Annotated in this window: 18 protein-coding genes and 2 pseudogenes; 10 read left to right on the forward strand and 10 right to left on the reverse strand. The window is 34.1% G+C overall.

What is annotated here, in order from left to right; translation table 11 throughout:
* Positions 1-140: 140 nt before the first annotated feature.
* The 8 genes and pseudogenes from AVL50_RS10745 to AVL50_RS33835 all read right to left on the reverse strand — a co-directional run bounded on the left by AVL50_RS10745 (position 141) and on the right by AVL50_RS33835 (position 5751).
* Positions 141-1085 carry an aldo/keto reductase gene (locus AVL50_RS10745; protein WP_062616497.1) on the reverse strand — a complete coding sequence of 315 codons (945 nt, stop codon included), beginning with the start codon at positions 1083-1085 and terminating at the stop codon, positions 141-143.
* Between the two features lie 752 nt (positions 1086-1837).
* Complete coding sequence (locus AVL50_RS10750; protein WP_062616498.1) at positions 1838-3196, reverse strand: NAD(P)/FAD-dependent oxidoreductase; 1359 nt, start codon at positions 3194-3196, stop codon at positions 1838-1840.
* 100 nt (positions 3197-3296) lie between these two features.
* Positions 3297-3656, reverse strand: a complete 360-nt coding sequence (trxA, locus tag AVL50_RS10755; protein ID WP_062616499.1) for a thioredoxin — start codon at positions 3654-3656, stop codon at positions 3297-3299.
* Positions 3657-3701: 45 nt separating this feature from the next.
* Positions 3702-3938: pseudogene (locus AVL50_RS32720) on the reverse strand (DUF427 domain-containing protein); the annotation flags it as partial.
* 117 nt (positions 3939-4055) lie between these two features.
* On the reverse strand, positions 4056-4202 hold the full coding sequence (locus AVL50_RS32950; RefSeq protein ID WP_157491267.1) for a hypothetical protein: 147 nt from the start codon (positions 4200-4202) through the stop codon (positions 4056-4058).
* 50 nt (positions 4203-4252) lie between these two features.
* Positions 4253-4966: a DUF547 domain-containing protein gene (locus AVL50_RS10760; RefSeq protein ID WP_062616500.1), complete on the reverse strand. Its 714-nt coding sequence runs from the start codon at positions 4964-4966 to the stop codon at positions 4253-4255.
* Positions 4967-5010: 44 nt separating this feature from the next.
* Positions 5011-5265: pseudogene (locus AVL50_RS33830) on the reverse strand (isochorismatase family protein); the annotation flags it as partial.
* 75 nt (positions 5266-5340) lie between these two features.
* Positions 5341-5751 carry an isochorismatase family protein gene (locus tag AVL50_RS33835; RefSeq protein WP_216639036.1) on the reverse strand — a complete coding sequence of 137 codons (411 nt, stop codon included), beginning with the start codon at positions 5749-5751 and terminating at the stop codon, positions 5341-5343.
* A 691-nt stretch (positions 5752-6442) separates the two neighbouring features.
* Here AVL50_RS33835 and AVL50_RS10770 point away from each other — a divergent pair.
* From AVL50_RS10770 to AVL50_RS10790, 5 genes are all read left to right on the forward strand, one after another.
* A complete protein-coding gene (locus AVL50_RS10770) occupies positions 6443-7240 on the forward strand; it encodes a DUF1269 domain-containing protein (RefSeq protein ID WP_062616501.1) in 798 nt (265 codons plus the stop codon).
* Between the two features lie 191 nt (positions 7241-7431).
* Complete coding sequence (locus tag AVL50_RS10775) at positions 7432-8400, forward strand: zinc-binding alcohol dehydrogenase family protein (protein WP_062616502.1); 969 nt, start codon at positions 7432-7434, stop codon at positions 8398-8400.
* Positions 8401-8693: 293 nt separating this feature from the next.
* Complete coding sequence (locus tag AVL50_RS10780) at positions 8694-9788, forward strand: hypothetical protein (protein WP_062616503.1); 1095 nt, start codon at positions 8694-8696, stop codon at positions 9786-9788.
* 50 nt (positions 9789-9838) lie between these two features.
* Positions 9839-14104, forward strand: coding sequence for a DEAD/DEAH box helicase (locus AVL50_RS10785; RefSeq protein ID WP_062616504.1), 4266 nt, complete (start codon positions 9839-9841; stop codon positions 14102-14104).
* 163 nt (positions 14105-14267) lie between these two features.
* Positions 14268-15323 carry an NAD-dependent epimerase/dehydratase family protein gene (locus AVL50_RS10790; protein WP_062616505.1) on the forward strand — a complete coding sequence of 352 codons (1056 nt, stop codon included), beginning with the start codon at positions 14268-14270 and terminating at the stop codon, positions 15321-15323.
* Between the two features lie 241 nt (positions 15324-15564).
* On the opposite strand, the gene AVL50_RS10795 is transcribed toward AVL50_RS10790, so the two are convergent.
* On the reverse strand, positions 15565-16065 hold the full coding sequence (locus tag AVL50_RS10795) for a hypothetical protein (RefSeq protein WP_157491268.1): 501 nt from the start codon (positions 16063-16065) through the stop codon (positions 15565-15567).
* A gap of 388 nt (positions 16066-16453) precedes the next feature.
* On the opposite strand from AVL50_RS10795, the gene AVL50_RS10800 reads away from it, so the two are divergent.
* Positions 16454-17143 carry an HAD family hydrolase gene (locus tag AVL50_RS10800; RefSeq protein ID WP_062616507.1) on the forward strand — a complete coding sequence of 230 codons (690 nt, stop codon included), beginning with the start codon at positions 16454-16456 and terminating at the stop codon, positions 17141-17143.
* A gap of 415 nt (positions 17144-17558) precedes the next feature.
* Here the strand turns inward: AVL50_RS10800 and AVL50_RS10805 are convergent, their stop codons facing one another.
* Positions 17559-18005 (reverse strand): hypothetical protein, encoded by a 447-nt coding sequence (locus tag AVL50_RS10805; protein WP_062616508.1) that lies wholly within the window; start codon positions 18003-18005, stop codon positions 17559-17561.
* Between the two features lie 746 nt (positions 18006-18751).
* On the opposite strand from AVL50_RS10805, the gene AVL50_RS10810 reads away from it, so the two are divergent.
* Genes AVL50_RS10810 through AVL50_RS10825 form a run of 4 tightly spaced genes read left to right on the forward strand, consistent with a single transcriptional unit; the run spans position 18752 to position 22296 of the window.
* Positions 18752-19141, forward strand: coding sequence for an START-like domain-containing protein (locus AVL50_RS10810; protein WP_062616509.1), 390 nt, complete (start codon positions 18752-18754; stop codon positions 19139-19141).
* A gap of 11 nt (positions 19142-19152) precedes the next feature.
* The gene (gene mgtE, locus AVL50_RS10815) at positions 19153-20499 is read left to right on the forward strand and encodes a magnesium transporter (RefSeq protein WP_062616510.1); all 1347 of its coding nucleotides are present in this window, start codon (positions 19153-19155) and stop codon (positions 20497-20499) included.
* A 9-nt stretch (positions 20500-20508) separates the two neighbouring features.
* Entirely contained in the window at positions 20509-21543 is a 1035-nt protein-coding gene (gene thiL, locus AVL50_RS10820; protein ID WP_062616511.1) for a thiamine-phosphate kinase, read from the forward strand.
* 9 nt (positions 21544-21552) lie between these two features.
* The gene (locus AVL50_RS10825; RefSeq protein ID WP_062616512.1) at positions 21553-22296 is read left to right on the forward strand and encodes a YebC/PmpR family DNA-binding transcriptional regulator; all 744 of its coding nucleotides are present in this window, start codon (positions 21553-21555) and stop codon (positions 22294-22296) included.
* The last annotated feature ends 855 nt before the right edge of the window (positions 22297-23151 follow it).

Consider the following 23151-nt stretch of genomic DNA (forward strand, 5'->3'; position numbering starts at 1 on the left):
TATCTTTTTTATTCTACTCTTCGTTAGATTTTCATCAAGTAGCTTTAGCTATGCTCTTCAAATCTGCCTTGATTAGAATAAAAAATATTTACCTAAAATTATCCCTTCCCCTCTTTCCATGTACTTTATGAGGGATTAGATTAATTCCATCCCAATTTTTTTCTTTCGTTCCAGTATTCTTCAGGGGAAACATAAAATGAAGTAAGAAACTCCAATTCTCCTTTTTCCAGTTCAAATGACTCAGCTTTCAAATTGTCAGTAATATGTTGTTGTTCAGAAGCACCACTTAATACTTTGAAAGGCTTCAGACAATCAATTACGAATCGCAAAGCAATCGCATCAACACCTACATTATATTTCTTAGCGAGATATTCCATTGCTTTATAAAGCGCTGCGTAATGCGGGTAATTTTCATTTCTGAATAAACGACCATTGGCTAACGCCTCTTTGACTATAATTCTTTTATCTTTTAAAAGCTCTTGAATTTCAATGACACTTTGATCAAGAATATTGAAAGTTACTTGGAAAGCGTCAAAAAGCTGTTTTCCATTACGTTCAATTTCTAAAGCACTTTTAATAATTTGTGTCTGATTTTCACCACTTGAAGTCAAACCAATTTTTAGATTATATTCTTCTTTCAATTCTCCTAATCGGTCTAAAACTTCTGTATTATTGAAAATTCCTGATTCAAACGTTGCAGAGTGAATTTGATAAGTAGTTAATCTGGGAAGCAACTTTTGCGTAAAGTCCCATTGTTCATTTAATTTACTTAAGCTATGCTCTTTTACTTCATGTGTTTTAGCATTAGGATCAAAATGTGCCGTATAAGTGTACCCCCATTTTGAAGCAATTTCAATATCTGAATATCCTTTTAAAGCAGACCATTCCAACACTAATTTTTCAGCTAATCCATAACCTGGAGCAGTATCGAAATATCTGATGCCTTGGTCATACGCCTCTTGTAAAACATTCATGCCTTTTGCCTTAAACTCTTCAAGTGAAGTATTGTCTACATTTTCTTGTCTTACATTAATGTACTGAGGACGTCCGATGGCTGCTGTACCTAAACCGATGAAATTTTTCATATTGATAAATTGAGAGATAAAATAATTGTAATTAATAAACTCATTAAGAACACTTTACATAAGAGTAACTGTGCAAGTAACGTTCGATATGTTTATTTCAATCAAAATGCCATAAATGGTTAAATGGTTGATAATTAAGTTGTTAAGGTTGTAATTTCAATGATGTGATGATATCTCTCAATAAAAAACTGACAGTATTTAATAGAATTGCCAAAATGTTGGCATTTACATGATATTTTAATGAGTTGTGGTATTACACGATGTTATTTCGTGCCTTTAAATCTTCAAAAAAGATGAAAAAAAGTGCATTTTCCTTAAATAATTTATGATTTAGAAGAAATTCGAGTGTTTTGTAGCCACGTAGCCCGCTACGTGAAGTCCGAAAGAGGTAGAGTATCCCAATTTTTTTTTCTTGGAGATTGATTCCTCCTTAATTTTCAAATTTCTGTATTTAGAAGTCAGAGACTTCTTATGATCTTTCAAGCACAAATGACGCTGTCGCTTAACATTTGCGCTAGGTAGAAAGTGTTTTGTAGCCACGTAGCCTTCTACGTGAATTCCGAGATAAGTAGAATACCTTATTTTCAATTAAAATTAATTATTCTGACAATAGCATAGCAGGCTACGCTTCTACAATGGATCAAACTTCTTCATTTACTACCTATGCAGGAGGGTGGAAAAAAGTAGATAAACAAAAAGAGGTCACCGAAGTGACCTCCTAAGAGTCTCTGATATTATCATTTCTAAGCTCTTTAAAACATATATTTAATATCAGAGGAGTAGCTTGGGTAGGCAAAAACAATAGTTTTTAACTCCTCAACCGTCATACCTTGATTAATTGCCATTGTAATCACATTGATCTGTTCTTCAGCACCAGGTCCAATCAAGTGGGCACCTAGAATTTTTCTAGTTTTTTTGTCCACAATTGTCTTGAACCCTGAGTATTTTTCATTTACTCTCACTGAAGAATACCATTGAGAAGTTGCTTTATACTTCACCTCAACATCGATTCCTTTGGTTTTAGCTTCCTCTTCAGAAATACCTACAGCAGCTATAGGTGGTAGGGTATACACTACACTCGGGATGGCAGGGTAGATCGTTTTGTGTAGGTCTTTTCCTGCAATTAAGTTTTGACCTACAGTTTTAGCCTCTATTCCTGCTACCGGAGTTAAATTTGGTTTTCCGGTATCTGCACAATCCCCTGCAGCAAATACTTTCGGGTTAGAAATGCTTCTTTGGTATTCATTTACTTTCACACCTTTTTTAGAATATTCTACATCGATTGCTTCTAAATTCAAATCTAGAATATTGGCACCTCTTCCTGCTCCATGTACAATCAGGTCACATTCCAATTGCTGTATACCTGAAGGGGTTTGATAAGTGATGATATAATGTTCACCAACTTTCTTAATTTTTTGAATAGTACTATTCATCTCAATTAGAATCCCCATTTCTTGACTTTTTTGCACTTGCATATTCACCAAGTCAGGATCAAAGTGATTCAATACTCTGTTACCTCTCTGTAAAATTGTCACTTCACTTGCTCCACCTCGTTTTGAAATCTGAGCAAATTCAAAGGAAATAAATCCTCCACCAATAAAGAGGATTCTTTTGGGAACTTCCACCAGATCTAGAAAATCTGTACTTGTTTTGACATGCTCTTCACCATCTATTCCCAATTTTGAAGGACTTGCTCCAGTAGCAATATGGAAATACTCACTATGTAATTTTTGATCACCAACTTGCAGGCTTCCATCATCAATAAACCTGGCTTTTCCATGAAACTCTACAATACCCATTCTTTCCAATGATTGCTCAACTCTATCAGGCATCGGTTCAATAAAGGAATTTTTGAAGGCACTCATTTTTTTCCAATCAATTGCTGCATCTTTCACCACAAATCCTTTTTCACTCATTCTTTCAACAGCATCTATCCCTTCACTTACAGCCAAAAACATTTTCTTAGGGTCACAACCTCTAAGCATACAAGTGCCTCCAAATTTTAATTCTTCTACAATCCCTACTTTCCATCCTTCTAAAGCACATGCTCTCGCTACACTTGTACCTGCTGAACCAGCACCAATAACAATTAGATCAAATTTATTTTCCATGAGTATTTTTAAGATTGATAAGAGAGGTAGGTTGAAATTTCGTGCACCATAGTAAAAAGTTTTGGTGCACGAAATACCCTATTAATGATTTATGAAAGATTTATTTTATACCAAATTCTGCTTCAAAAGCTTTTTTAAAGTCATTTTTCTGAAGGGCACCTTTTTGCATTTTTGGTACATCCTCCATTGGTATGAACAATAGAGAAGGAATACTTCTAATTCCGAACATAGAGGATAACTCTTGTTCAATTTCCGTATTGACCTTATAGATATCTACCTTTCCATCATATTCTTCCGCTAATTCATCAAGGATAGGAGCAACCATTTTACATGGTCCACACCAATCTGCATAGAAGTCAATTAATGCGGGTTTATCACCTTTATAATTCCAATCTTCATTATTTGTATAATCGAATATTTTATCTTTGAATTCCTCTAAGCTTAAATTTTTAACTGCCATAATTGTATAATTTATTGTGTTACTAGATGTATTAATTAAAACTGATTATTTGATTTCTACCCCTTTCCAGAAAGCAACATGATCCTTGATTTCACTTGCCATCTCGCTAGGTCTTTTATAAGTCCAAGCTGCTTTTGCATTGGTATCTCCATTTACATTAATGTTGTAATAAGAAGCGACACCTTTCCACGGACAAGTTGACTTCGCATCAGTATCTTCAAAGTATTCTTTATTTAAAGAAGATGGTGGGAAATATTGGTTTCCTTCGATTTCAATTGTTTGATCGCTTTCCGCTTAAACTACACCGTTCCAAATTGCCTTTTTCATGATTTTATATTTTTAATATTTGAGAGATTGTATTTTGATTTTTTTGGATATAAGAATCCTGTTTTTGTTTAGTTATTGATGAATATAATTCACCTTTTCAGTAGCATTATTTTTTTGACTTGTTTTTTGTTCATCTTGATGCTTATAGTAGAAAGCAATCAACGTCATAAAAATACCTGCGGCTACTAATTTTAGAATTGGACTTTTGATACAACACATAATTGAAATTTTTTGATTAATAATAAATTGTTTTCACTCTTTCATTTGATTTAAGCGACTTGATTAGTTTGAAAGAAATTTCCGAGTTTTTCCTCCCATGAGTAAGGATTAAATTTTACTCTAAAGCCATCTATGTCTATCATTAGTGTCTCTGATATGATTTTCCTTACATTATTGATCCCTCCAAAGTCTCCCATAAACCATAAGAACAGGCGAGTTACATTGACCGTTTTTTTGTCATTATCAAATGAAGTTTCAGCTTCTAGGAAGGAAACCATCGCCATTTGAAGTTGATTGTCGATGTCAATCGGATCATAAAACAGGATAGGAGGGCAACTTGCAGCACCGCAGTTTAATGCAAAGTGAATACGGTAATCTACAGATACTACTGCCAAACTTTTGAGGACCTTTGAAGGGAACAATTGAGGAAGATAACCCAAACCATATTTATATTTGAACCTTCTCAAAATTCCATGCTCTACGTCATCTAAACTAAATTCGTGTCCAGCGATCATAAATAATTTGATCGAATAGATAAGACTTTTTTCATGTCTGAAATTTCTTGCAAGGATTTGATAGAAAGCATTATAAATGTTGATCCAGAATGCCTTCTTTCTATCGTCACTGTACAACTGTTTTTGTAATTCTGTTAGATCAATATGTTTTAAAGCAAACTCAAGTGTAAAAGTAGGCTTGTTTAATTTTACAGCGCGAAGTAGATCTTCAGATAATTTTATAGCGTCGATTTTTTGAGAAAGGTACATAATATTTGAATAGATTTAATGATGAATAATGGAGAGTGCAGTGATTATTTTTTTGAGGCCTTTAATGTCTCCTCTAATTCTTTAGTAGAGTATACATGACTTGAAATCATTCTGAAATTAGTCTGTGCCGCAGCATTTCCATCAAAACCAGGAACCTGTGCAGAGGCGGTAGCATCACCAATTACAGCTATCTCAAATCCGTCTTCAATCAGTTCACGCATATGAGATTCTACACATAAGTTCCCTGACATTCCACAAAGAATTACTTTATCGATTTTCTTTTTTCTCAACTGTAACGAAAGGTTGTTTTGTTCTGGTCAAAATATTTTATGAGGAGTGGCTACAGTTACATAATCCTGCTCAATGTATTGCTTCTAACGATCTAACCAATCCGCTCCAGAACCTTCAAATCCTTCCACTTTTAACTGATCTTCTCTGTCAAACATGTTTATGTGATGCATCAATTCTTCAAGTGCACCTTCAAACTTCCATGAGTGATCGTGTTCATAATAATAATGTGGCGATACAAACACTGGCAACCCATATTCTTTGGCTAGTTGGAATATTTTATCAAGATTTTCTACTGTATTATTTTCAGTAACGCTTTTTCCAACGACATCCCAAGCAGCACCTTCAGGACTTAAGAAATCGTTTTGTGGATCAGTCATTACTATGGCAGTGTATTCGTCGATTTCAAAACCAGGATCTGGTAATTGAGCACTGATAGAAAAAACGATGAATAAATTACTTAACAAAAGAAGTGTAGTTTTGAATAGATTTTTCATGATAAATTGTTGAGATTAAAGTGAAGGGTGTATGATACTACCCTATATTTTTTCTATAGATTGAATATTTGATAACGATAAATTATATTTTTAACTACAAGTACAAAAGACACTCTGTTTTATAAACTCTTTATCTTGATAAGAAATAAATGAGTTGTCAATAACAGATGATTAAGTTAGATGTAGAGAATTCATAATTTTTAAATTAATGTTTGATGCCAATGGAAATACAAGAGGTGTGCCTTTGTTAGTTAAGTGTTTGATTATCAGTTACATGAAAGTTAAAATTATATAAAAATTGAGAGATATCACCAAAACAATGTCAAAATAGTATAATAATGCCAATATATTGGCAATTACCGATCTTTAGACCATGAAGTTGCTCATAGAAGCACAAAAAGGGTCAGCTGTTGAAGTGGAAATCATCTATTCTTACTCAAAAAACAGCTAATATTAACATTAGTTTGTAATTAAACTTCCTTTCCAATATAAAGACTTCATCCACTAGGTAATTTACTTAATCACGCCAATTAAGAATTACTCCAATATTTAAGAAATGTCCATCTTCTACCTTTGTAATATCATAAAACGCTCTCAATCACAATCACTCTCTACCTAACAATCTATTCATAGTGAATGATACAATGTGAATTGAAGGTTTGAAAAATTTATAACCTTAAGAAAAAAGAAAATGAACAAATTAGTAGTTTCTGTCTTTGACAATCAATCGAAAGCATTTGAAGGATTATCTGCAATTAAAGAATTAAATAATAACGGTGATATTACCCTTTATGCTGCTACAGTTATCAGTAAAAATGATGAAGGTGAAATAACAGTCAATGAAAAATCTGATCAAGGACCAATAGGAACGGGCGTTGGTATGTTGACTGGTGCATTTATTGGTATGTTTGGTGGTCCTGTAGGTATGGTAGCAGGTGCTATGGCAGGTTCTGTTGGTGGATTAATTTATGATTTTGATAAGGCAGGAGTAGATACTTCATTTATTGAAGAGGTCTCTGATGCTTTGGATAAAGGAAAAACGGCAGTGATTGCTGATATAGAAGAAGGTTGGAATGCCCCTTTGGATACCAAAATGCAAGAATTGGATGGAATGTTATTCCGAAGAAATAGAGCTGAAATAGAGGAAGAGCAATTTAATAGAGAAGCGGAAGCTATTCAAGCAGAGTTAGCTGAATTAGAACATGAATTAAAAGAAGCTTCTGAGGAATCGAAGGAAAGCATTAAACAGCAAATCGATAATGTGAAAAAGAAAGCAGTGGTACTGGAAGATGTCATAAATCAGAAAATCATTGATTTGAAAATTGAAACGGAAGCAAAATCTTCTGAATTGCAGCAACAATTAGAAAAAGCAAGTGAGAAGAAACAGAAAAAAATAAATAAGCGTAAGGAAGATCTGGAGCTGAAATTCAATAAAAGTTTGAAAAAGCTTTCAGAGGCATCCAATAAGCTTACAGAACATATTTCATAGTTAAAGTTTGGGTTTGTTAATTTAGTTATTAAAAGGTGAAAGCGTGCTGAATTTTGTTCAGCATGCTTTTTTCTTGTATTACATATTGCAGTGTAGAAATAAGATTTTATACATTTTTTAGGTTATTCAAAGACTGTTTATTTTTTTAGTGATATTAAAAATGAGTTTATAAACGCTATTTCCTTCAACCTATGAAAGCAGCTGTTACAACACGAGCAGGATCACCCAATACTATTATATTATTAGAAGTGCCAAAACCAAAAGTAAAAGAGGGTTGGGTCTTGATAAAAATAAAAGCATTTGGGCTAAACCGAGCCGAACTTTTTACACGAAGAGGAGATTCTCCCGGTGTAGATTATCCAAGAATACAAGGAATAGAATGTGTGGGGATTCTGGAAGAGGACCCTAGTAATACGTTTCAAAAAGGAGATAAAGTAATGGCATTTATGGGTGGTATGGGACGTTTTTTTGATGGTTCCTATGCTGAATATACTATTGTGCCAAAAGAGAATGTATTTTCTTTTAAGAGTAATCTTGATTGGGAAACTTTGGGAGCGATTCCAGAAATGTTTCAAACCGTTTCAGGTTCTTTACATCAGGCATTAGAAATTAAAAAAGGGGAAACATTATTGATCAGAGGTGGAACTTCTTCTATTGGTCTTTTAGCTTGTCAGTTGGCAAAAATGAATGGGCTTACCGTAATTTCAACTTCTAGAAATCCTGGACGGGAGGAATTTTTATTAGAAAATGGAGCAGATCATGTCATTATTGATAGGGGACATATTGAAAATGATGTGAAAAGAATTATCCCTGAAGGTGTGGACAAAGTATTAGAACTTGTTGGTACCATCACTTTAAAAGATTCTTTGAAATGTATCCGTTCAAAAGGTACAGTTTGCATGACGGGTATTTTGGGTAATAAATGGGTATTGGAACATTTTATCCCTATGGGTGATATTCCTTCCTTAGGAAAACTGACGGCTTACATGGGAGAAGCAGAAAATATTACGGAAGAAATGTTACAGGAATTTATTGATGGTGTGGAAGCAGGTAAGATCAAGTTAAATATTGACAGTACATATAAATTAGAAGAAGTGGCAAAGGCGCATGAGTATATGGAAAATAATCAAGCGAAAGGGAAGGTAGTGGTTGTAATTTAATTTCTGCTAGTTTTTCTAACAGTTATAACTCTAATTGTAAATAATCACAGATTATTCTTTTTCTGAGAATACCTTATTCTTCAAATTCATATAATAAAACAAAGATCACCCTTTTCTAACTAAAACGTAATTAAATCTTAAAATACCTTTAGATTCTGATTCTAAACTTTAGAAATGTCAAAAATTACAATATTTTTGCTACGTTAATTTTTTGAGTCGAATACAAACAAAATAGTATTTTGAATGGAAGAGAATTCGCTCAGATACATTCTTAATACGTCAAGATATACCGAATGAAAGACATAATAACTCAAGCAGGTTCCATAAGTTTAGAGTTGACCGATGAGTTGACGGATGACGTTGTCAAAATGTTGGATGACACATTATGGGGAACTGAAGGCGGAGTTAGATATACGCACACTGCAACGGAGGAGAACCTAAGATTCACAAAAAAAGCTTATTTCTTAAATCTTAGAAGAGGAGAGAACTTACTGAGTTCAATTACTTTAATTCATAAATCTACAAAATTTGAAGGAAAGGATGTGGAAACGTATCATATCCGTTATTTTGCTTTTGTGAGTTCTTTGCAGAGTACAAAACAAAACCCTAACAAGAAGAAAAAGAAAAACAGCTTCTTGGACCAACAACTAATTAATTTCTTCAATACTTATCAAATGCCTGAAAGCAAGGCGAATGGTACTCCACAGCTATTTCATGCGCAAGTAGAAAATGATAACCTTCGTTCTAAAATGTTTACGGAGAAAGTAGGCTTTAGAACTATTGGTAAAATGACGACGCTAACATTCAGCAGAATCAGCCCGTCACTTCATCCTTCGGTGAGAAGAGCTACTGAAGAAGAGCAGACAAAAGTGATGGAACTTGCAAATGATTTCTATAAAGATTATGCCTTTTATTCTTCTGAAAATATATGTCGAAATGACGATGTATTTGTGTTGGAGGAAAACGGAGAGATTCTAGTGAGTGCCCAAGCCTATAAAGGACATTGGAAATTCCAACACCTTCCAGGAGCAGAAGGTGTAGTAGCCAAATATATCTTACCTTATATTCCGTATGCCAATAGACTTTTCAATTTTAAAAATCATAGATTCATTACTTTTGAAGGGTTAAATTGGAAGAAGGGACATGAACATAGAGTACAAGATTTTATCGGTTCTGTATTAAAAGAATTAAATCAATATGTTTCCTTTTTGTGGATGGATCCAGAATCTGAACATTATAAATTAAGTAAGGAACATGTAGATTGGGGAGTGTTAGACCACTTGAATAGTGGATCAAAATCATCGATCATTATTAGAACGGATCAAGAAGATGAGTATGATCGATATGCTTCACTCGATAAATTTATTTCTAATTTTTATATATTGTAAAACCAGATTAATCTCTGGTTTTTTTTTGATCAAATAGAACTTCATTCTCCATGAATTTTTCAATAGATAGATACAACGAATTCACTGAAAAGCTCGATAAATACCCTGAATCAAGCCAGCATAAATACATTATTTTAATGATTAGTGCAGGTTTACAGGGATTGAACAAAACGAGGCTGAAAGAGTTTTTGAAAGCACTTTTACCTGAGCTTAAAACAGTACAGCTGAACAAAGAAATTACCTCCGTTTTGGACGAACTATTGAAAGATGAGTTGATCTATCCTGTAGAAAATAGAGGAGTGACCTATTTTAGAGTAGATTGTCCAGAATTTTATCTTTCTGTATTGGTAAAAGCCAAAGGATTTATGGATGATAGTGCCTTCAACAAGGCATTCAAAAATATAGTATTTGAACAGAAAAACTATCCAACATTTTGGGGGACCATGAGCTTTAAGCCAGAATCTGTAATCAGAGATTTGGTAGTGCCAACTTCAAAATTAAATTATACGCTACTTATCAGTAACTTTTTTAATCCTGAGTTTTCAGATGAAGTTGATGGTTATTCTTCATCATTATGGTTCGGAATGTATTCATTATTTGCCTTTGGACATATAGAAGATAATGTAAGTCCAAATCTTAGTGTTGAAATTTGGGATTTTCTTTATAAAGGGGCTTATACTGCTTTACTGGATGGTGATGTTGATGTGCATACTTTATCTACTTTTGAAAAGTATACCTCTAAGATGTATAAGGATGAAGGAGTAATGAAAGCTTTGCTTTTGATCTGTCAGGGATATACAACTTCAGCATTAGAAACCATTGAAAATGCTGATAATTTTGATAAGGCATTTGTGGAGTTGTATGTGGCTTTAGCATCCAAAGACAAGGAAAAAGTGCTTGAAAGAGTACTCAATTTTGCTGGGATTGAAAACATTAAAACGCACTTTAAGAAAAAATCTTCAAAATTTTGGAATGCATTAAGTAGTGACCAAGAATTAGTCTTAATGCTTTTAGTTTATCAAAAATACAAGCAACAATCCTTAAGTTTATTAAGAAACAGATACATCTACTTTGATAAAAAATCAAAAGAGGGTTTTCCTTCTGCATTTTATTCTATTCTATTAGAGGCTGTAATTTATTTAAGTACCAATTCTTCAGTAGATGGGTTATTATCAGAGTATGAATTAGAGGAACATTTGCGTTATCATCTTCATGAGTCGTTAGTCAATGGGTACGGTCCCTTGACTATTACTTTTACCTATTGGATTTATGGGAAATTATTTGGTCAAAAAAATACGCTGGATGATTTGACGTATCATTATTTACAGAATAAAACCATCGAATATCAAAAGGGTGGACATAAATGGTACGCCTCTTTATATGCTGATGCTTTAGGTGAAAATACATCAAGTGAAGAAGGGGTAGATTTAAGTTATTTGATTGATGAAGATTTATTCCGTTTTGAGGATACATTGAGTGAAAGTTCAGAGGAAGAGTGGGAATTGTTACTCCAAAAAATGGGTGCTATTGCAGAGGATTTTCAACTGATTGATAAAAAGGAAAATAAAGGAGTCAAAGAAGGTCGTTTGCTGTGGGTCGTTTCTGATCATCGATTGTATGTGCAACCTATGGAACAGACCAAGTTGAAGAATGGGAAGTGGAGTAAGCCTAAAAAAGTTTCTGATACTCGTTTGTTGAAGAAAGGGGTGAAAGGGATGTTGGAAATCGATCACGAAATTCTCGACAAAGCTATTCGTACTTATGGAAGAGGTTATATGGATTTCGATGTTTTAGAAGTGTGGAAACGTTTGGAAGGACATCCTAATGTGGTCTTAGAATCTGATGATAATGTATCGGTTATCGTTGAAAAACGTCCTTTTGAGCTACAAATTGATGAAGCGGGCGAGCATTACCGCCTTTCTTTTGATAAAGATATTAATATTGACTTTCCATTAAAAAGAGAAACTCCAACGAGGGTGATCTATTATAATGTCGATAAAAAAATTAAGCATTGGGCAGAGAGTTTTCCTCAAGAAATCATTATTCCCAAAAAAGGGAAAAAACAATTAAAAGAAGCGATAACTGCTTTGGGGCAAACACTGAATATCCACTCGAATGTAGAAGATATCAGAGAAGAATTGCCAGAAGTGAAAGCAGACCAAACCATTTATGCATTACTCACGCCAAGAGGAAATAATATCCTTTTGGAACTCTATATGAAGCCTTTTAAAACCACTCCTCCTTATGTTACTCCAGCATCGGGCAAGCCTGTCTTGGTGGAAGAAGTGGATAGAGTACGTACTAGAGCTATCAGAAACCTAGAGGAAGAAAAAGCACTGTTAGAAAAATTCTATTACCAAAGACCTTTCTTGGATAACACCAACGATGGGCATCATGCATGGGAATTATCCGACAGGGAAGAAACCTTGAATGCTTTGCAGGAACTTCAGTTTGGCGATTTTAAGCCTGTGGTAGAATGGCCGAAAGGTGTTCGCTTTAAGCTCCTTTCAAAAGTGGGCGGTGAGAACATCACAATGAACATTCAATCCAAAAAACGTGATTGGTTTGCAGTGTCGGGTGAAGTGAAAGTGAATGAAGAAGTAATTGTTTCATTGGAATCATTGCTGAAAGCATTTAAAAATGACCCGAACAGCAATTATGTAGAAATTGAGAAGGATCAGTTTATTGCATTGACAGATTCCCTTAGAAAACAATTGGCGACACTGACAAGTGTTGCTGTGGAAGATAAATTAGATTTTAGAGTTCACCGATTATCTTCTTATGGAGCATTGAATGCACTGACAAATGAAGCTTTAGTAAGAAGTGACAAGTCATGGCAAACATTACAAGAGCAAATTAATACAGCTTCTGAAACTACTTATGTAGTACCAAATACTTTGCAAGCGACCTTAAGGGATTATCAAGTGGAAGGTTATCAGTGGTTGTCTCAATTGGCGTCTTGGGGTGGAGGTGCTTGTTTGGCAGATGATATGGGATTGGGTAAAACCTTACAAGGTATTGCTTTGATGGTGGACAAGGCAAAAGATGGGCCTTCACTTGTGGTGGCTCCTTCTTCTGTAACTTTCAACTGGGTCAATGAAATCCGAAAATTTGCACCTACATTAAAACCGCATTTGCTTTATAATACCAATAATAGAGAGATCTTATTAAAAGAGGCAGGGGCGTTTGATGTGATCATTTGCAGTTATGGATTGCTTCAATCGACCTATAAACCAATCGTGAAAAAAGACTGGAATATAGTCTTATTGGATGAAGCACAGGCCATCAAAAATAAAACAACAAAACGATCTCAAGTAGCGATGCAGTTGGAAGGTAAAATGAGAATTGTGACGACGGGTACACCTATCGAAAATAACCTTTCAGAATTATGGAACCTCTTCCAATTCATTAATCCTGGGTTATTAGGTTCATGGGAGTCTTTCAATAAAAACTTTGTTTTGAGAATTGATTCTGGAGATCAACATCATTCCAAATCAGCTAAAAAAGTATTGCGTAAGCTGATCACTCCATTTATTTTAAGGAGAAAGAAAAGTGAAGTATTGGATGAACTTCCATCAAAAACAGAATCAGTATTAAGCGTGAATTTATCTGAAGATGAAATGACGCTTTATGAGGCACACAGAAGAACAGCCTTGGAGGAAATTGAAGGGGTATTGGAGAAAAATAAAGATCAGAATGTACAGCTTCAAGTACTTGCCGAATTGACGAAGTTACGTCAGTTATGTTGTCACCCAAGTTTGGTGGATCATGAATTCCAGCTGATGGGAAGTAAAATCAGTTTACTTTTAGAAACGCTTCATGAATTAAAAGAAGGAGGGCACCGTGCTTTAATTTTCAGTCAGTTTGTTGGCTTCTTAAGTATCATAAGAAAGTATTTAGAAAGGGAAGGTATTTCTTACCAATACCTTGATGGATCGACCACTTTAAAAAATAGAGAGAAAGGTATCAATGCTTTCCAATCTGGTGAGGGTGACGTATTCTTGATTTCACTAAAAGCAGGAGGAACAGGATTAAATTTAACAGCAGCCGATTACGTGATTCATATGGACCCTTGGTGGAACCCGGCTGTAGAAGATCAGGCCACTGACCGTGCACATAGAATGGGGCAGAAAAGACCCGTTACCGTTTACCGCTTAATTTGTAAAGATACATTGGAGGAAAGGATGATACAGTTGCACGCTGACAAACGTGAATTGGCTGATGATTTATTGAGTGGTACAAATCAAGCAACGAAACTGAATACCAGTGAATTGTTGAAGTTGTTACAGAAAAACGAGACAATATTAGAACCTTAAGAAAAATCAAAGAGAAATGGATGAAATCTATATTCAGTAAAATGATTTTTCTTAGTAATTTCTTGAATATAAAGTGTGTTTTTGAGGTATTTAAGAAACATTTAATATCTTGTAAATACACTTTATTTTGAAGTCAAAATTAACTTAAAACACCCAAAACTATATGGTCACTATTGATAGAACCAAGCCAGTGATGATTACAGGTGCTACAGGTTATGTGGCAGGACGAATTGTTGAAAGACTATTGAAAAAAGGACTAACGGTACATGCCCCTGTAAGAAATCCTGATAATACAGAAAAACTCAAATATTTAAATGCTATTGCAGATCAAACAGATGGCGTAATAAAATTCTTTAAGTCAGATTTGCTGACTCCCGGTTCTTATGATGAAGCGATGGAAGGATGTGAATTGGTCTATCACACAGCATCTCCCTTTGTAACTTCCGTCAATGATCCTAAAAAAGACTTGGTGGATCCAGCTTTAAAGGGAACTCAAAACGTATTAAATACTGTCAATAAGACGTATTCTGTGAAGCGTGTGGTGCTTACAAGTAGTTGTGTTGCTATTATTGGTGACGCAAAAGATTTGTTAGAAGTTCCTAATCATATCGCAGATGAGAGCATTTGGAATTCTACTTCATCAGTCAATCATCAGCCTTATAATTATTCCAAAACTGTGGCAGAAAAGAAGGCTTGGAAAATGAATAAAGAACAAGACCGTTGGGACATGGTGGTCATCAATCCTTCCTTTGTTCTTGGACCAGGTATTAACCCAACAAGTACTTCTGAGAGTTTTAATATTATGAAACAATTAGGTGACGGCTCTATGAAGATGGGAGCACCGGGACTTCATATTGGAATTGTTGATGTCAGAGATTTGGCCATCGCTCATTATAATGCTGGTTTTATGCCTGAGGCAGAGGGCAGACATATCATTTCTAACGATAGCTACACTATTTTACAAATGGCTGATTTTCTGAGAGAAAAATATGGAAAAGCATTCCCTCTTCCTAAAAAACAGTTGCCAAAATGGTTGGTATGGCTAATTGGGCCAACACAAGGGATACCTCGGAAAATGGTTGCCAAAAATTTCGGCTATAAATGGTTAGTTGATAATACGAAAAGTAAAGAAAAACTAGGTATGAAATACCGTGATCCTAGTTTAACGCTAAATGACTTTTTTGGACAATTAGTAGATGCAGGTGTTTTTGCTAAATAAGTTTAGTTAGTCTTCTAACACATTGTAAGATACATTAATTAACAAAAAATCACACATAACTGATATTCAGTATTGTGTGATTTTTTATTGATAAATATTACCAAAATATCACATTTTGGCGTGTTTGTTGTATTTAATAAAGTGCGAATACTTACTTTCATTATTCAATGCAAACTGTGATGATGAAAGTAACACTGAATACTCAAATCATATATTCTCTCTTCAATCTATTTCATCTTTCCTAAATTATTTTGTATTCCTGAATGTTGCTTGGAAAAGCATATCCAAATAGTTTTGTATAAAATTTAAAGTTGATATCGTACCCAAATACAAAATGTTCCTGCTTTACGGTAGAAATATCAAATTCTTCTCTTTTTATCAATGAAAAAGGTGTTGGACTGTCGTATGTGGTAACGGCAGATGGAATAAGGAAATTTTTATAGATACCTAACGACGTAATTTGGGCTATTGCTCCAGCAAAACCATACCCTACAATCTGAATACTTTCAAAATCATTTATAGCTTCATCAATGTAGCGGTATAGATCGTTTTTAATACTCTGAAAACATTTTAAGTAGCCCAAGTGAATACCATTATGTTGCTTGAAATCAAGGCGGATCCTAGTCATTGAAACTAAGGAGTTTGTAGGATTGATTTCAATAAATAGAGTATTTTGTATGACATTGATTTTACAGTTAATGCCTTTCCCGAAGATTAAGTATTCATTTATATTTTTTATCATTGTATCAGCTCTATTGTGGTCATTTGGCGTATGTGTACTTGATGGGTATATAATAGTAAGTTGTCTTCTTAGAAAAAGCTCATTCAATAGGGTGCACCTTTGCTTTATATGGTCGAATCCTAAAATAACGAAGTTAAAGTTCCTGCTGAAGAATTATCAAGCACTTACGAAGTATAGGACTTATATAAACTGGAATCGTCAGTGTAATTCTGATTATATAAATCTGGTACTTATTTATTTTACAAAGTTATTTTAGGAATGTGTTATCAGCGTAAACTATAGAGCAATCTTTTTTTAAATAATAAGTGAATTTCTATCAAATTTTGTGTTTTGAATAACATTGAGTTTACTTTGCATTTTTATTGGGTAATTATTGGAAGAAAATAGAATGAAGAATATTAAAGTAGTAGCCTTTGATGCAGATGATACCCTATGGGTCAACGAACCGTTTTTTAGAGTATTTGAAGAGGACTATTTTAAGTTGATGTCTCCTTACATGGAGCGAGAAGAGTTGAAGGAAAAGTTATTCCATTTGGTCATCAAAAACCTGCCAATGTATGGTTATGGGACTAGAGGGTTATCTTTATCAATGATTGAAGGAGCTAATTTGTTTTCTGAAGGGAAGGTCAAAGCTACTGAAATTGCACAAATTTTGGAATTCGGCAAACGAATGCTAAATAATCCAATTGAATTACTTGATGGTGTTATTGATACTTTGGAATATTTGAAAACAAAAGAGTACCGTTTAGTAGTGGCTACAAAAGGTGATCTTTTAGAACAAGAGAGGAAGATTGAAAAATCAGGCTTAGACAAATATTTTCATCATACAGAAATTGTTTCCGAAAAGAAAGAGGCTGGATACAACAAATTATTAAAACATTTGGATATTGAACCTGATGAATTTTTAATGTTAGGAAATTCACTGAAATCAGATATTGTTCCTGTTTTAAATATTGGCTCCCATGCATATCATATCCCATTCCATAGTACTTGGGAACATGAAATGGTAGATCATAAGGTAGAAGGAGAGAAGTTTAAAGAGTTAAAAAACATCCGAGAAGTGATGAATTATCTTTAATTCACTATCTTAATCAATAAGGAAAGCAATGTAATGCAAGATGGAAGAGGTTTTAATACTTCTTCTATCTAATTTTCGCAACTTTCCCTCAACTTACACTCAGTCCACTATGATTAGAAAAATACTATTATTCCTTGTCGCCTGTTTTGAAACTTTCTTTATGTTGTTTTTTATCTGCAGTATGTTTGCAAGTAGTGCCTTTTACTATGCAATAAGAATCATTACATGGCCTTTTCGTTTCTTGCAAAACTTGTATAATAAAATTACAGGAAAAAAAGCGAAGTCCATTTACAGATTGGAGCGTTGAAAATGTCTTCAAGTTTATATTGAAGTATGAAGCATTATCAAATTAAAAAGAGGTAAGTACTAAGTCAAAAATAAATCATAGTTAATTCTAATTTATTTTTAGTGTTTTTTAATCTACCCTTTTTGCCCAAGCCAATGCTTTTCTTAGATCTTGAAAATACAAAGTAGAAAGCTGATCCGATTGGGCTTGACTTTCATCAAAGGTTTGTTCAATTGAGAGGTCTCTGATCAGATCACCGCTCAAACAAAAAGCAATTTTCTTTATCCCAGAATTCAAGTAACGCGGAATAATTTCCTGATCATGCCATTCTTGAATGTTCAAATTCATCACAAAATGATAGGCTCTTGTATCCACAACAAATGATTTTACATCATAAGTGGCACCATCAGTTTCGATTAAATTAGCAAACGAGGTGATGTGTTTTTTAAAGGACTGATCATCCATATCCCGACCACTATCTTTCCAAATAATTAAATAGGTTTTTTCAATTCTATAAACTGACCAAAAAGTAGTAGTGAGGAGTTCAGTTTTAGAAATTTCTATACTGTTTTCCATAGCATTGTAATTTTTATGAATAGACTCAAAAGTCTATCATGGCGTAGTGTTTTTTAGAAAGTACCTCAGCAAAATTGTACCTTTGAATTATTTATGATAATGAAGAGCTAGTACTTAAAAGTTGATGAGATGAATAAATTCTTAAGTTACATTATAGAGAAATACGTTACTTAAAATCATCAATTTATGGGAGTATTCCAAATTTAGTCTATCAATTAACAAGCCTTTTATTGATTATGAAACTGTATTCCATAAACCTTTCAATAACTACTACTTGATATAATTTTTATTCAATTTTCACTTCAAAAGGGAAATATAGATTTTTAATACCAAAAGAGTAATTATTGTAAAGTTTGCGATAATGTGATATAGGCCTTTAACCTCACAATACAATCCTTTTAGGTGTTCTTATTGTCTTGGATTTAATCTAAATAGAGTATAAATCTTTTAATGAGGAAATATATTCTGTATTTAGGTCTATTTTCTTTAAAATGTTCATTAATACTATTGCTACTAGATTTTTATTTTCGCATAATTGTAATCGTGTAGGAGCATGTTCAAAATCTACATTCTGGAAGTGAAAAATCTCATTTTTAGGTATTGAGAGCATGAATTTTCAACAAGAACTTTATTCTTCTGAAGATCAGCTTGATAATCAATTTACTAAAGGGTAATAGTCACTTCTAATCGGAGGTTTTTAACAAGCTCTTTGAGACATCATTTTTTAATACTTCCTTTTTATTACCATGGCAAGATTTAAGTATATCTCAGAGTTCGAATTCAAAGCACCATTGCACAAGTTGTATCCCTATTTTATTACGCCGAACCTTTTGAAAGATTGGTTTGCCGATAAAGTGACTGAAAATGCTGAGCAGAAGATCATGTCATTTGTTTGGGGAAATGAAGAAAAAATTGGGAAAATTGCAGTGAGAAGACAAAATCAACATGTCAAATACGTTTTTGAAAAAGAAGAAGATCAAAAGTCAGCGTATTTGGATTTCAAATTTGATTTTAGCGAATTGGCTCAATCCACATTTGTTACTGTAACAGATTATTCGGATATGGATGATATGGATGAATTGAAGGAGCTATGGGAAGAATTCTTCGGAAGATTACATGAGATAGTGGGCGGTTAAAAATAAGTACAATGTCATACGAGTACTCAGCGAAGTATATCAAACAGCTGTCTAGAGCTGTTGAGCAAAAAGAAGATGCGTATCTTGAAAAGGAATTTGAAGATATGCACGCGGCAGATATCTCTGCTGTTATGGAAGGGCTTTCAGCTGAAGATTGTAAGTACATTCTTGAATTGTTAGATCCTAATGTAGGGGCTGATGTGATCAGTGACCTTGAGGAAGATATTCGAAAAAACTTTATGGCTCTTTTTGAAGCCGGAGAGTTATCAAAATATTTAGATCAGACGGATTCCGATGATGCGGCGGATATTTTAAATGAACTGCCCGTCAAGATGAGGGAAGAGGTGCTAGGCAGTATGCAGAATCAGGAAAAGGTGCTGTATATTGTGGATCTTTTGCACTATGAGGAAGATTGTGCTGGTGGTCTGATGGCAAAGGAATTGGTGAAGGTAAACATCAATTGGAACGTACATCAATGTATTGAGGAAGTTCGCCGTCAGGCTAAGAAGGTAGATAAGGTTTATACTGTTTATGTAGTAGACGATCATGATATTCTATTGGGTAGAATCTCTATGAAACGTCTATTGATAGCAGATGAAGAGGATAAAGTAGCGGATCTATATGAGCCTGAAATAGCCAAAGTACATTCTTATCAAGAGGATGAAGAGGTAGCAGAATTGATGCAACACTATGATTTGGAAGTGATACCAGTTGTCAATGTACAAGGTCGTTTGATTGGTAGAATTACGATTGACGACGTGGTCGATGTGATTACGGAACAAGCGGAAAAGGATCAGCAAGCCATGTCAGGTCTTTCGGAAGATATTGAGGAGAGAGATAGTTTGTGGGCAATGGCAAGAGCTCGTTTGCCTTGGCTGATTGTTGGAATGTCTGGAGGATTATTAGGCGCTAATTTCTTAGGTGGCTTTGAAGACGAATTACGTTTAGTGCCCGCAATGGCCTTCTTTATTCCATTGATTACTGCAACAGGTGGTAATGTTGGAATTCAATCATCGACTATTGTTGTACAATCATTAGCTAGTGGAGGTTTTCAAGGGTCTGTTTTTGACCGATACTTTAGAGTGCTGATTGTCGCCATATTAAACGGTTTGACTCTTGCACTTTTAGTATATGCTTTCAATTTTCTTTTTATAGAGCATGCTTTGGCAGTTGTGGTTTCAGTAGCTTTGTTCAGCGTAATTATGATTGCCTCCTTTATGGGGACTATCACCCCAATAGTGTTGGATAAGTTTGGAATCAATCCCGCACTTGCTTCCGGGCCTTTTATTACCACTTGTAATGATTTAATAGGCCTTGGAGTGTACTTTACAGTAGCAAAAATGCTTTTACATAGTTAAATTTGCAAAATGTCAGAAAATAAAAGAACAGAGATAGGTGAACTAGGAGAGTTTGCTTTAATCGATAAAATAACGGAAGGAGTAGAAATTCATCATAAAACAACTGTAAAAGGCATTGGTGATGATGCCGCAGTTTTTGATTATGGTGGAGATGAATATACTGTTTTATCAACGGACATTTTATTGGAAGGAATTCATTTCGATTTAAGTTTTATGCCTTTACAACACTTAGGGTATAAAGCAATTGCTGTCAATGTATCAGATGTTGCAGCAATGAATGCTATTCCAGAACAAGTAACAGTAAGTATTGCTATCACAAACCGTTTTTCAGTAGAGGCGGTTGATATGATTTACCAAGGGATTAAAGCAGCTTGTAAAAATTACAAAGTAGATTTAGTTGGAGGTGATACTACCTCTTCTCGTCAAGGACTTTGTATTTCTGTTACTGCCGTTGGTAGAGTAAAGAAAGATAAAATTGCCTACAGAAGCGGAGCGAAAAAGGGTGATATCCTTTGTGTTTCTGGTGATTTAGGTGGAGCATATATGGGACTTCAAGTACTTTTGAGAGAGAAAAAAGTTTTTGAAGCGAATCCTGAAATGCAACCGAATTTAGAGAATTATCAATATATAGCAGGTAGACAATTAAGACCTGAGGCTAGAACAGATATTATTCATGAATTTAATGAGTTGGGAATCGTACCAACTTCCATGATTGATATTTCTGATGGATTAGCCTCTGAGGTTTTACATATCTGTAAGGATTCAAAAGTTGGAGCTGTGGTTTATGAAGATAAATTGCCAGTAGATCACCAAACGTTTGATGTATGTCATGAGTTCAAAATTCCTTCAAAAACACCAGCATTAAATGGTGGAGAAGATTATGAATTATTGTTTACGATCAAGCAGGAAGATTTCCCTAAGGTAGAAAAACACGCTAGTATATTCTTTATCGGATATATTGATGAAGCAGAGAATGGTGCACGTTTAGTGACGGAAGGACAGCAAACGCTTCCGCTGACAGCTCAAGGTTGGAAACATTTCTAGAAATAATTTATGGCAGGGCATAGTAAATGGGCCAATATAAAGCATAGAAAAGGAGCTCAAGACGCAAAGAGAAATAAACTTTTCACAAAATTAGGAAGGGAAATTACCGTTGCCGCTAAGGAAAGTGGTATCGATCCCGATATGAACCCTCGTTTACGTTTAGCTATTCAGAACGCAAAAGGGGCAAATATGCCTAAGGATACCATCGAACGTGCCATCAAGAAAGTGGCTGGCGGTGAAGATGTAACTTATGAGGAATTAACTTATGAAGGTTATTCTCCAGGTGGTATTGCTATCTATGTTGAATGTTCTACTGACAATACAAGGAGAACAGTACAGCAGGTGAAAAGCTACTTTGCAAAATTGGGTGGATCTCTAGCAAAAAATGGTTCGTTGGAATTTTTGTTTGACCGTAAAGGTGTTTTTGTTGTCAATAAAACAGAAGAACTTGATATTGAAGAGCTTGAGTTGGAGTTGATTGATGCTGGAGCAGAAGATTTTGAAGTAGAAGAAGAGTTTGTAACTATCTTCTCTCAAATGGAAGATTTTGGTGCAGTAAACAAAAAGCTAGAAGAGTTGGGTGTTGAAGTATCAAGTGCTAACCTTCAAAGAATTCCTCATGCTACCAAAGAAGTAGATGATGAAACGCTTGAAACTGTGATGAAATTGATTGACAGATTGGAAGATGATGACGATGTTCAGAATGTATTCCATGATTTAGAGATCACAGATGCTCAAGCAGAGAAATTGTAATGTTTTTCAAAGTACTGATTTAGTTCATCTCTTAAACTAGAGAAAATATATTTTTGAGTTTTCCTCAAATTCTAGCGAAAGCCCATGACAAATGTTGTGGGCTTTTATCGTTTTTAGCCTTGCTTAATTAGTGTTTTTTAAAAACAATTATTCTGTCTGAAAGTTATAACACTTGTGCTTACAAGAATTTGTTATTATGGTACATATTGTAGAAATCATGTAAATGAATAAATAATTATTGTAAGATGTTATAGGGTTCGTTAATTCGTGTATGTAACATTGTGTAATATGTATTATTTGTTCGTTAAAATGGGTTTTTTAAGGGTTTTAAGTTGCAGATAATGAGATTGATGTACTCTTTTTTGTTGATTGAATCGATTGATAAGTTCAACTTTTATTAAAAAATATTTAGAAATACTTTAATAATTCAAAAAAAAACAGGATTATTGTAATTACTAGAATTTAGAGAAAATAAAAAATTAAGTTTCAACAGTATAACTAATCTATGTAATTTATGATTGGTTTTGATAAATTAACCCACTGTAATTATATACAATAACCAAGGAGTTTTTGGACTTCTACTATTTGAAAGATTTCTATTGACTGCTGAAAACATCAATAGGTCTTCATTCTACATTAAGCTTTTGTGAGGAAGCTTTGTTTACTATGTTAATTAACCTATTTCTAAAATATTATGTGATGTATTTCTGTTTTCAAATTTAAATCAGGTATAAAAGAAGACATGTACATTTGTTCTGTGCAATTGTGTAAATTTCTGTTTATGATTCAACTCAATATTTAATGTTTGTCTTCTAAAGTACAGTATTCTTTACAACGAATAATCCCATTGAAAAA

The organism is Flammeovirga sp. SJP92, from assembly GCF_001583495.1.
GTDB lineage: Bacteria > Bacteroidota > Bacteroidia > Cytophagales > Flammeovirgaceae > Flammeovirga.

What these genes read in the sequence shown, in the direction of transcription:
- AVL50_RS32950 (WP_157491267.1), bottom strand. Translation starts at nt 4,202, where the DNA reads ATGTGTTGTATCAAAAGTCCAATTCTAAAATTAGTAGCCGCAGGTATT.
- AVL50_RS10785 (WP_062616504.1), top strand. Translation starts at nt 9,839, where the DNA reads ATGAATTTTTCAATAGATAGATACAACGAATTCACTGAAAAGCTCGAT.
- mgtE (WP_062616510.1), top strand. Translation starts at nt 19,153, where the DNA reads ATGTCATACGAGTACTCAGCGAAGTATATCAAACAGCTGTCTAGAGCT.
- AVL50_RS33835 (WP_216639036.1), bottom strand. Translation starts at nt 5,751, where the DNA reads ATGAAAAATCTATTCAAAACTACACTTCTTTTGTTAAGTAATTTATTC.
- AVL50_RS10795 (WP_157491268.1), bottom strand. Translation starts at nt 16,065, where the DNA reads ATGATAAAAAATATAAATGAATACTTAATCTTCGGGAAAGGCATTAAC.
- thiL (WP_062616511.1), top strand. Translation starts at nt 20,509, where the DNA reads ATGTCAGAAAATAAAAGAACAGAGATAGGTGAACTAGGAGAGTTTGCT.
- AVL50_RS10745 (WP_062616497.1), bottom strand. Translation starts at nt 1,085, where the DNA reads ATGAAAAATTTCATCGGTTTAGGTACAGCAGCCATCGGACGTCCTCAG.
- AVL50_RS10760 (WP_062616500.1), bottom strand. Translation starts at nt 4,966, where the DNA reads ATGTACCTTTCTCAAAAAATCGACGCTATAAAATTATCTGAAGATCTA.
- AVL50_RS10805 (WP_062616508.1), bottom strand. Translation starts at nt 18,005, where the DNA reads ATGGAAAACAGTATAGAAATTTCTAAAACTGAACTCCTCACTACTACT.
- AVL50_RS10810 (WP_062616509.1), top strand. Translation starts at nt 18,752, where the DNA reads ATGGCAAGATTTAAGTATATCTCAGAGTTCGAATTCAAAGCACCATTG.
- AVL50_RS10780 (WP_062616503.1), top strand. Translation starts at nt 8,694, where the DNA reads ATGAAAGACATAATAACTCAAGCAGGTTCCATAAGTTTAGAGTTGACC.
- AVL50_RS10790 (WP_062616505.1), top strand. Translation starts at nt 14,268, where the DNA reads ATGGTCACTATTGATAGAACCAAGCCAGTGATGATTACAGGTGCTACA.
- AVL50_RS10800 (WP_062616507.1), top strand. Translation starts at nt 16,454, where the DNA reads ATGAAGAATATTAAAGTAGTAGCCTTTGATGCAGATGATACCCTATGG.
- AVL50_RS10770 (WP_062616501.1), top strand. Translation starts at nt 6,443, where the DNA reads ATGAACAAATTAGTAGTTTCTGTCTTTGACAATCAATCGAAAGCATTT.
- AVL50_RS10775 (WP_062616502.1), top strand. Translation starts at nt 7,432, where the DNA reads ATGAAAGCAGCTGTTACAACACGAGCAGGATCACCCAATACTATTATA.
- AVL50_RS10825 (WP_062616512.1), top strand. Translation starts at nt 21,553, where the DNA reads ATGGCAGGGCATAGTAAATGGGCCAATATAAAGCATAGAAAAGGAGCT.
- trxA (WP_062616499.1), bottom strand. Translation starts at nt 3,656, where the DNA reads ATGGCAGTTAAAAATTTAAGCTTAGAGGAATTCAAAGATAAAATATTC.
- AVL50_RS10750 (WP_062616498.1), bottom strand. Translation starts at nt 3,196, where the DNA reads ATGGAAAATAAATTTGATCTAATTGTTATTGGTGCTGGTTCAGCAGGT.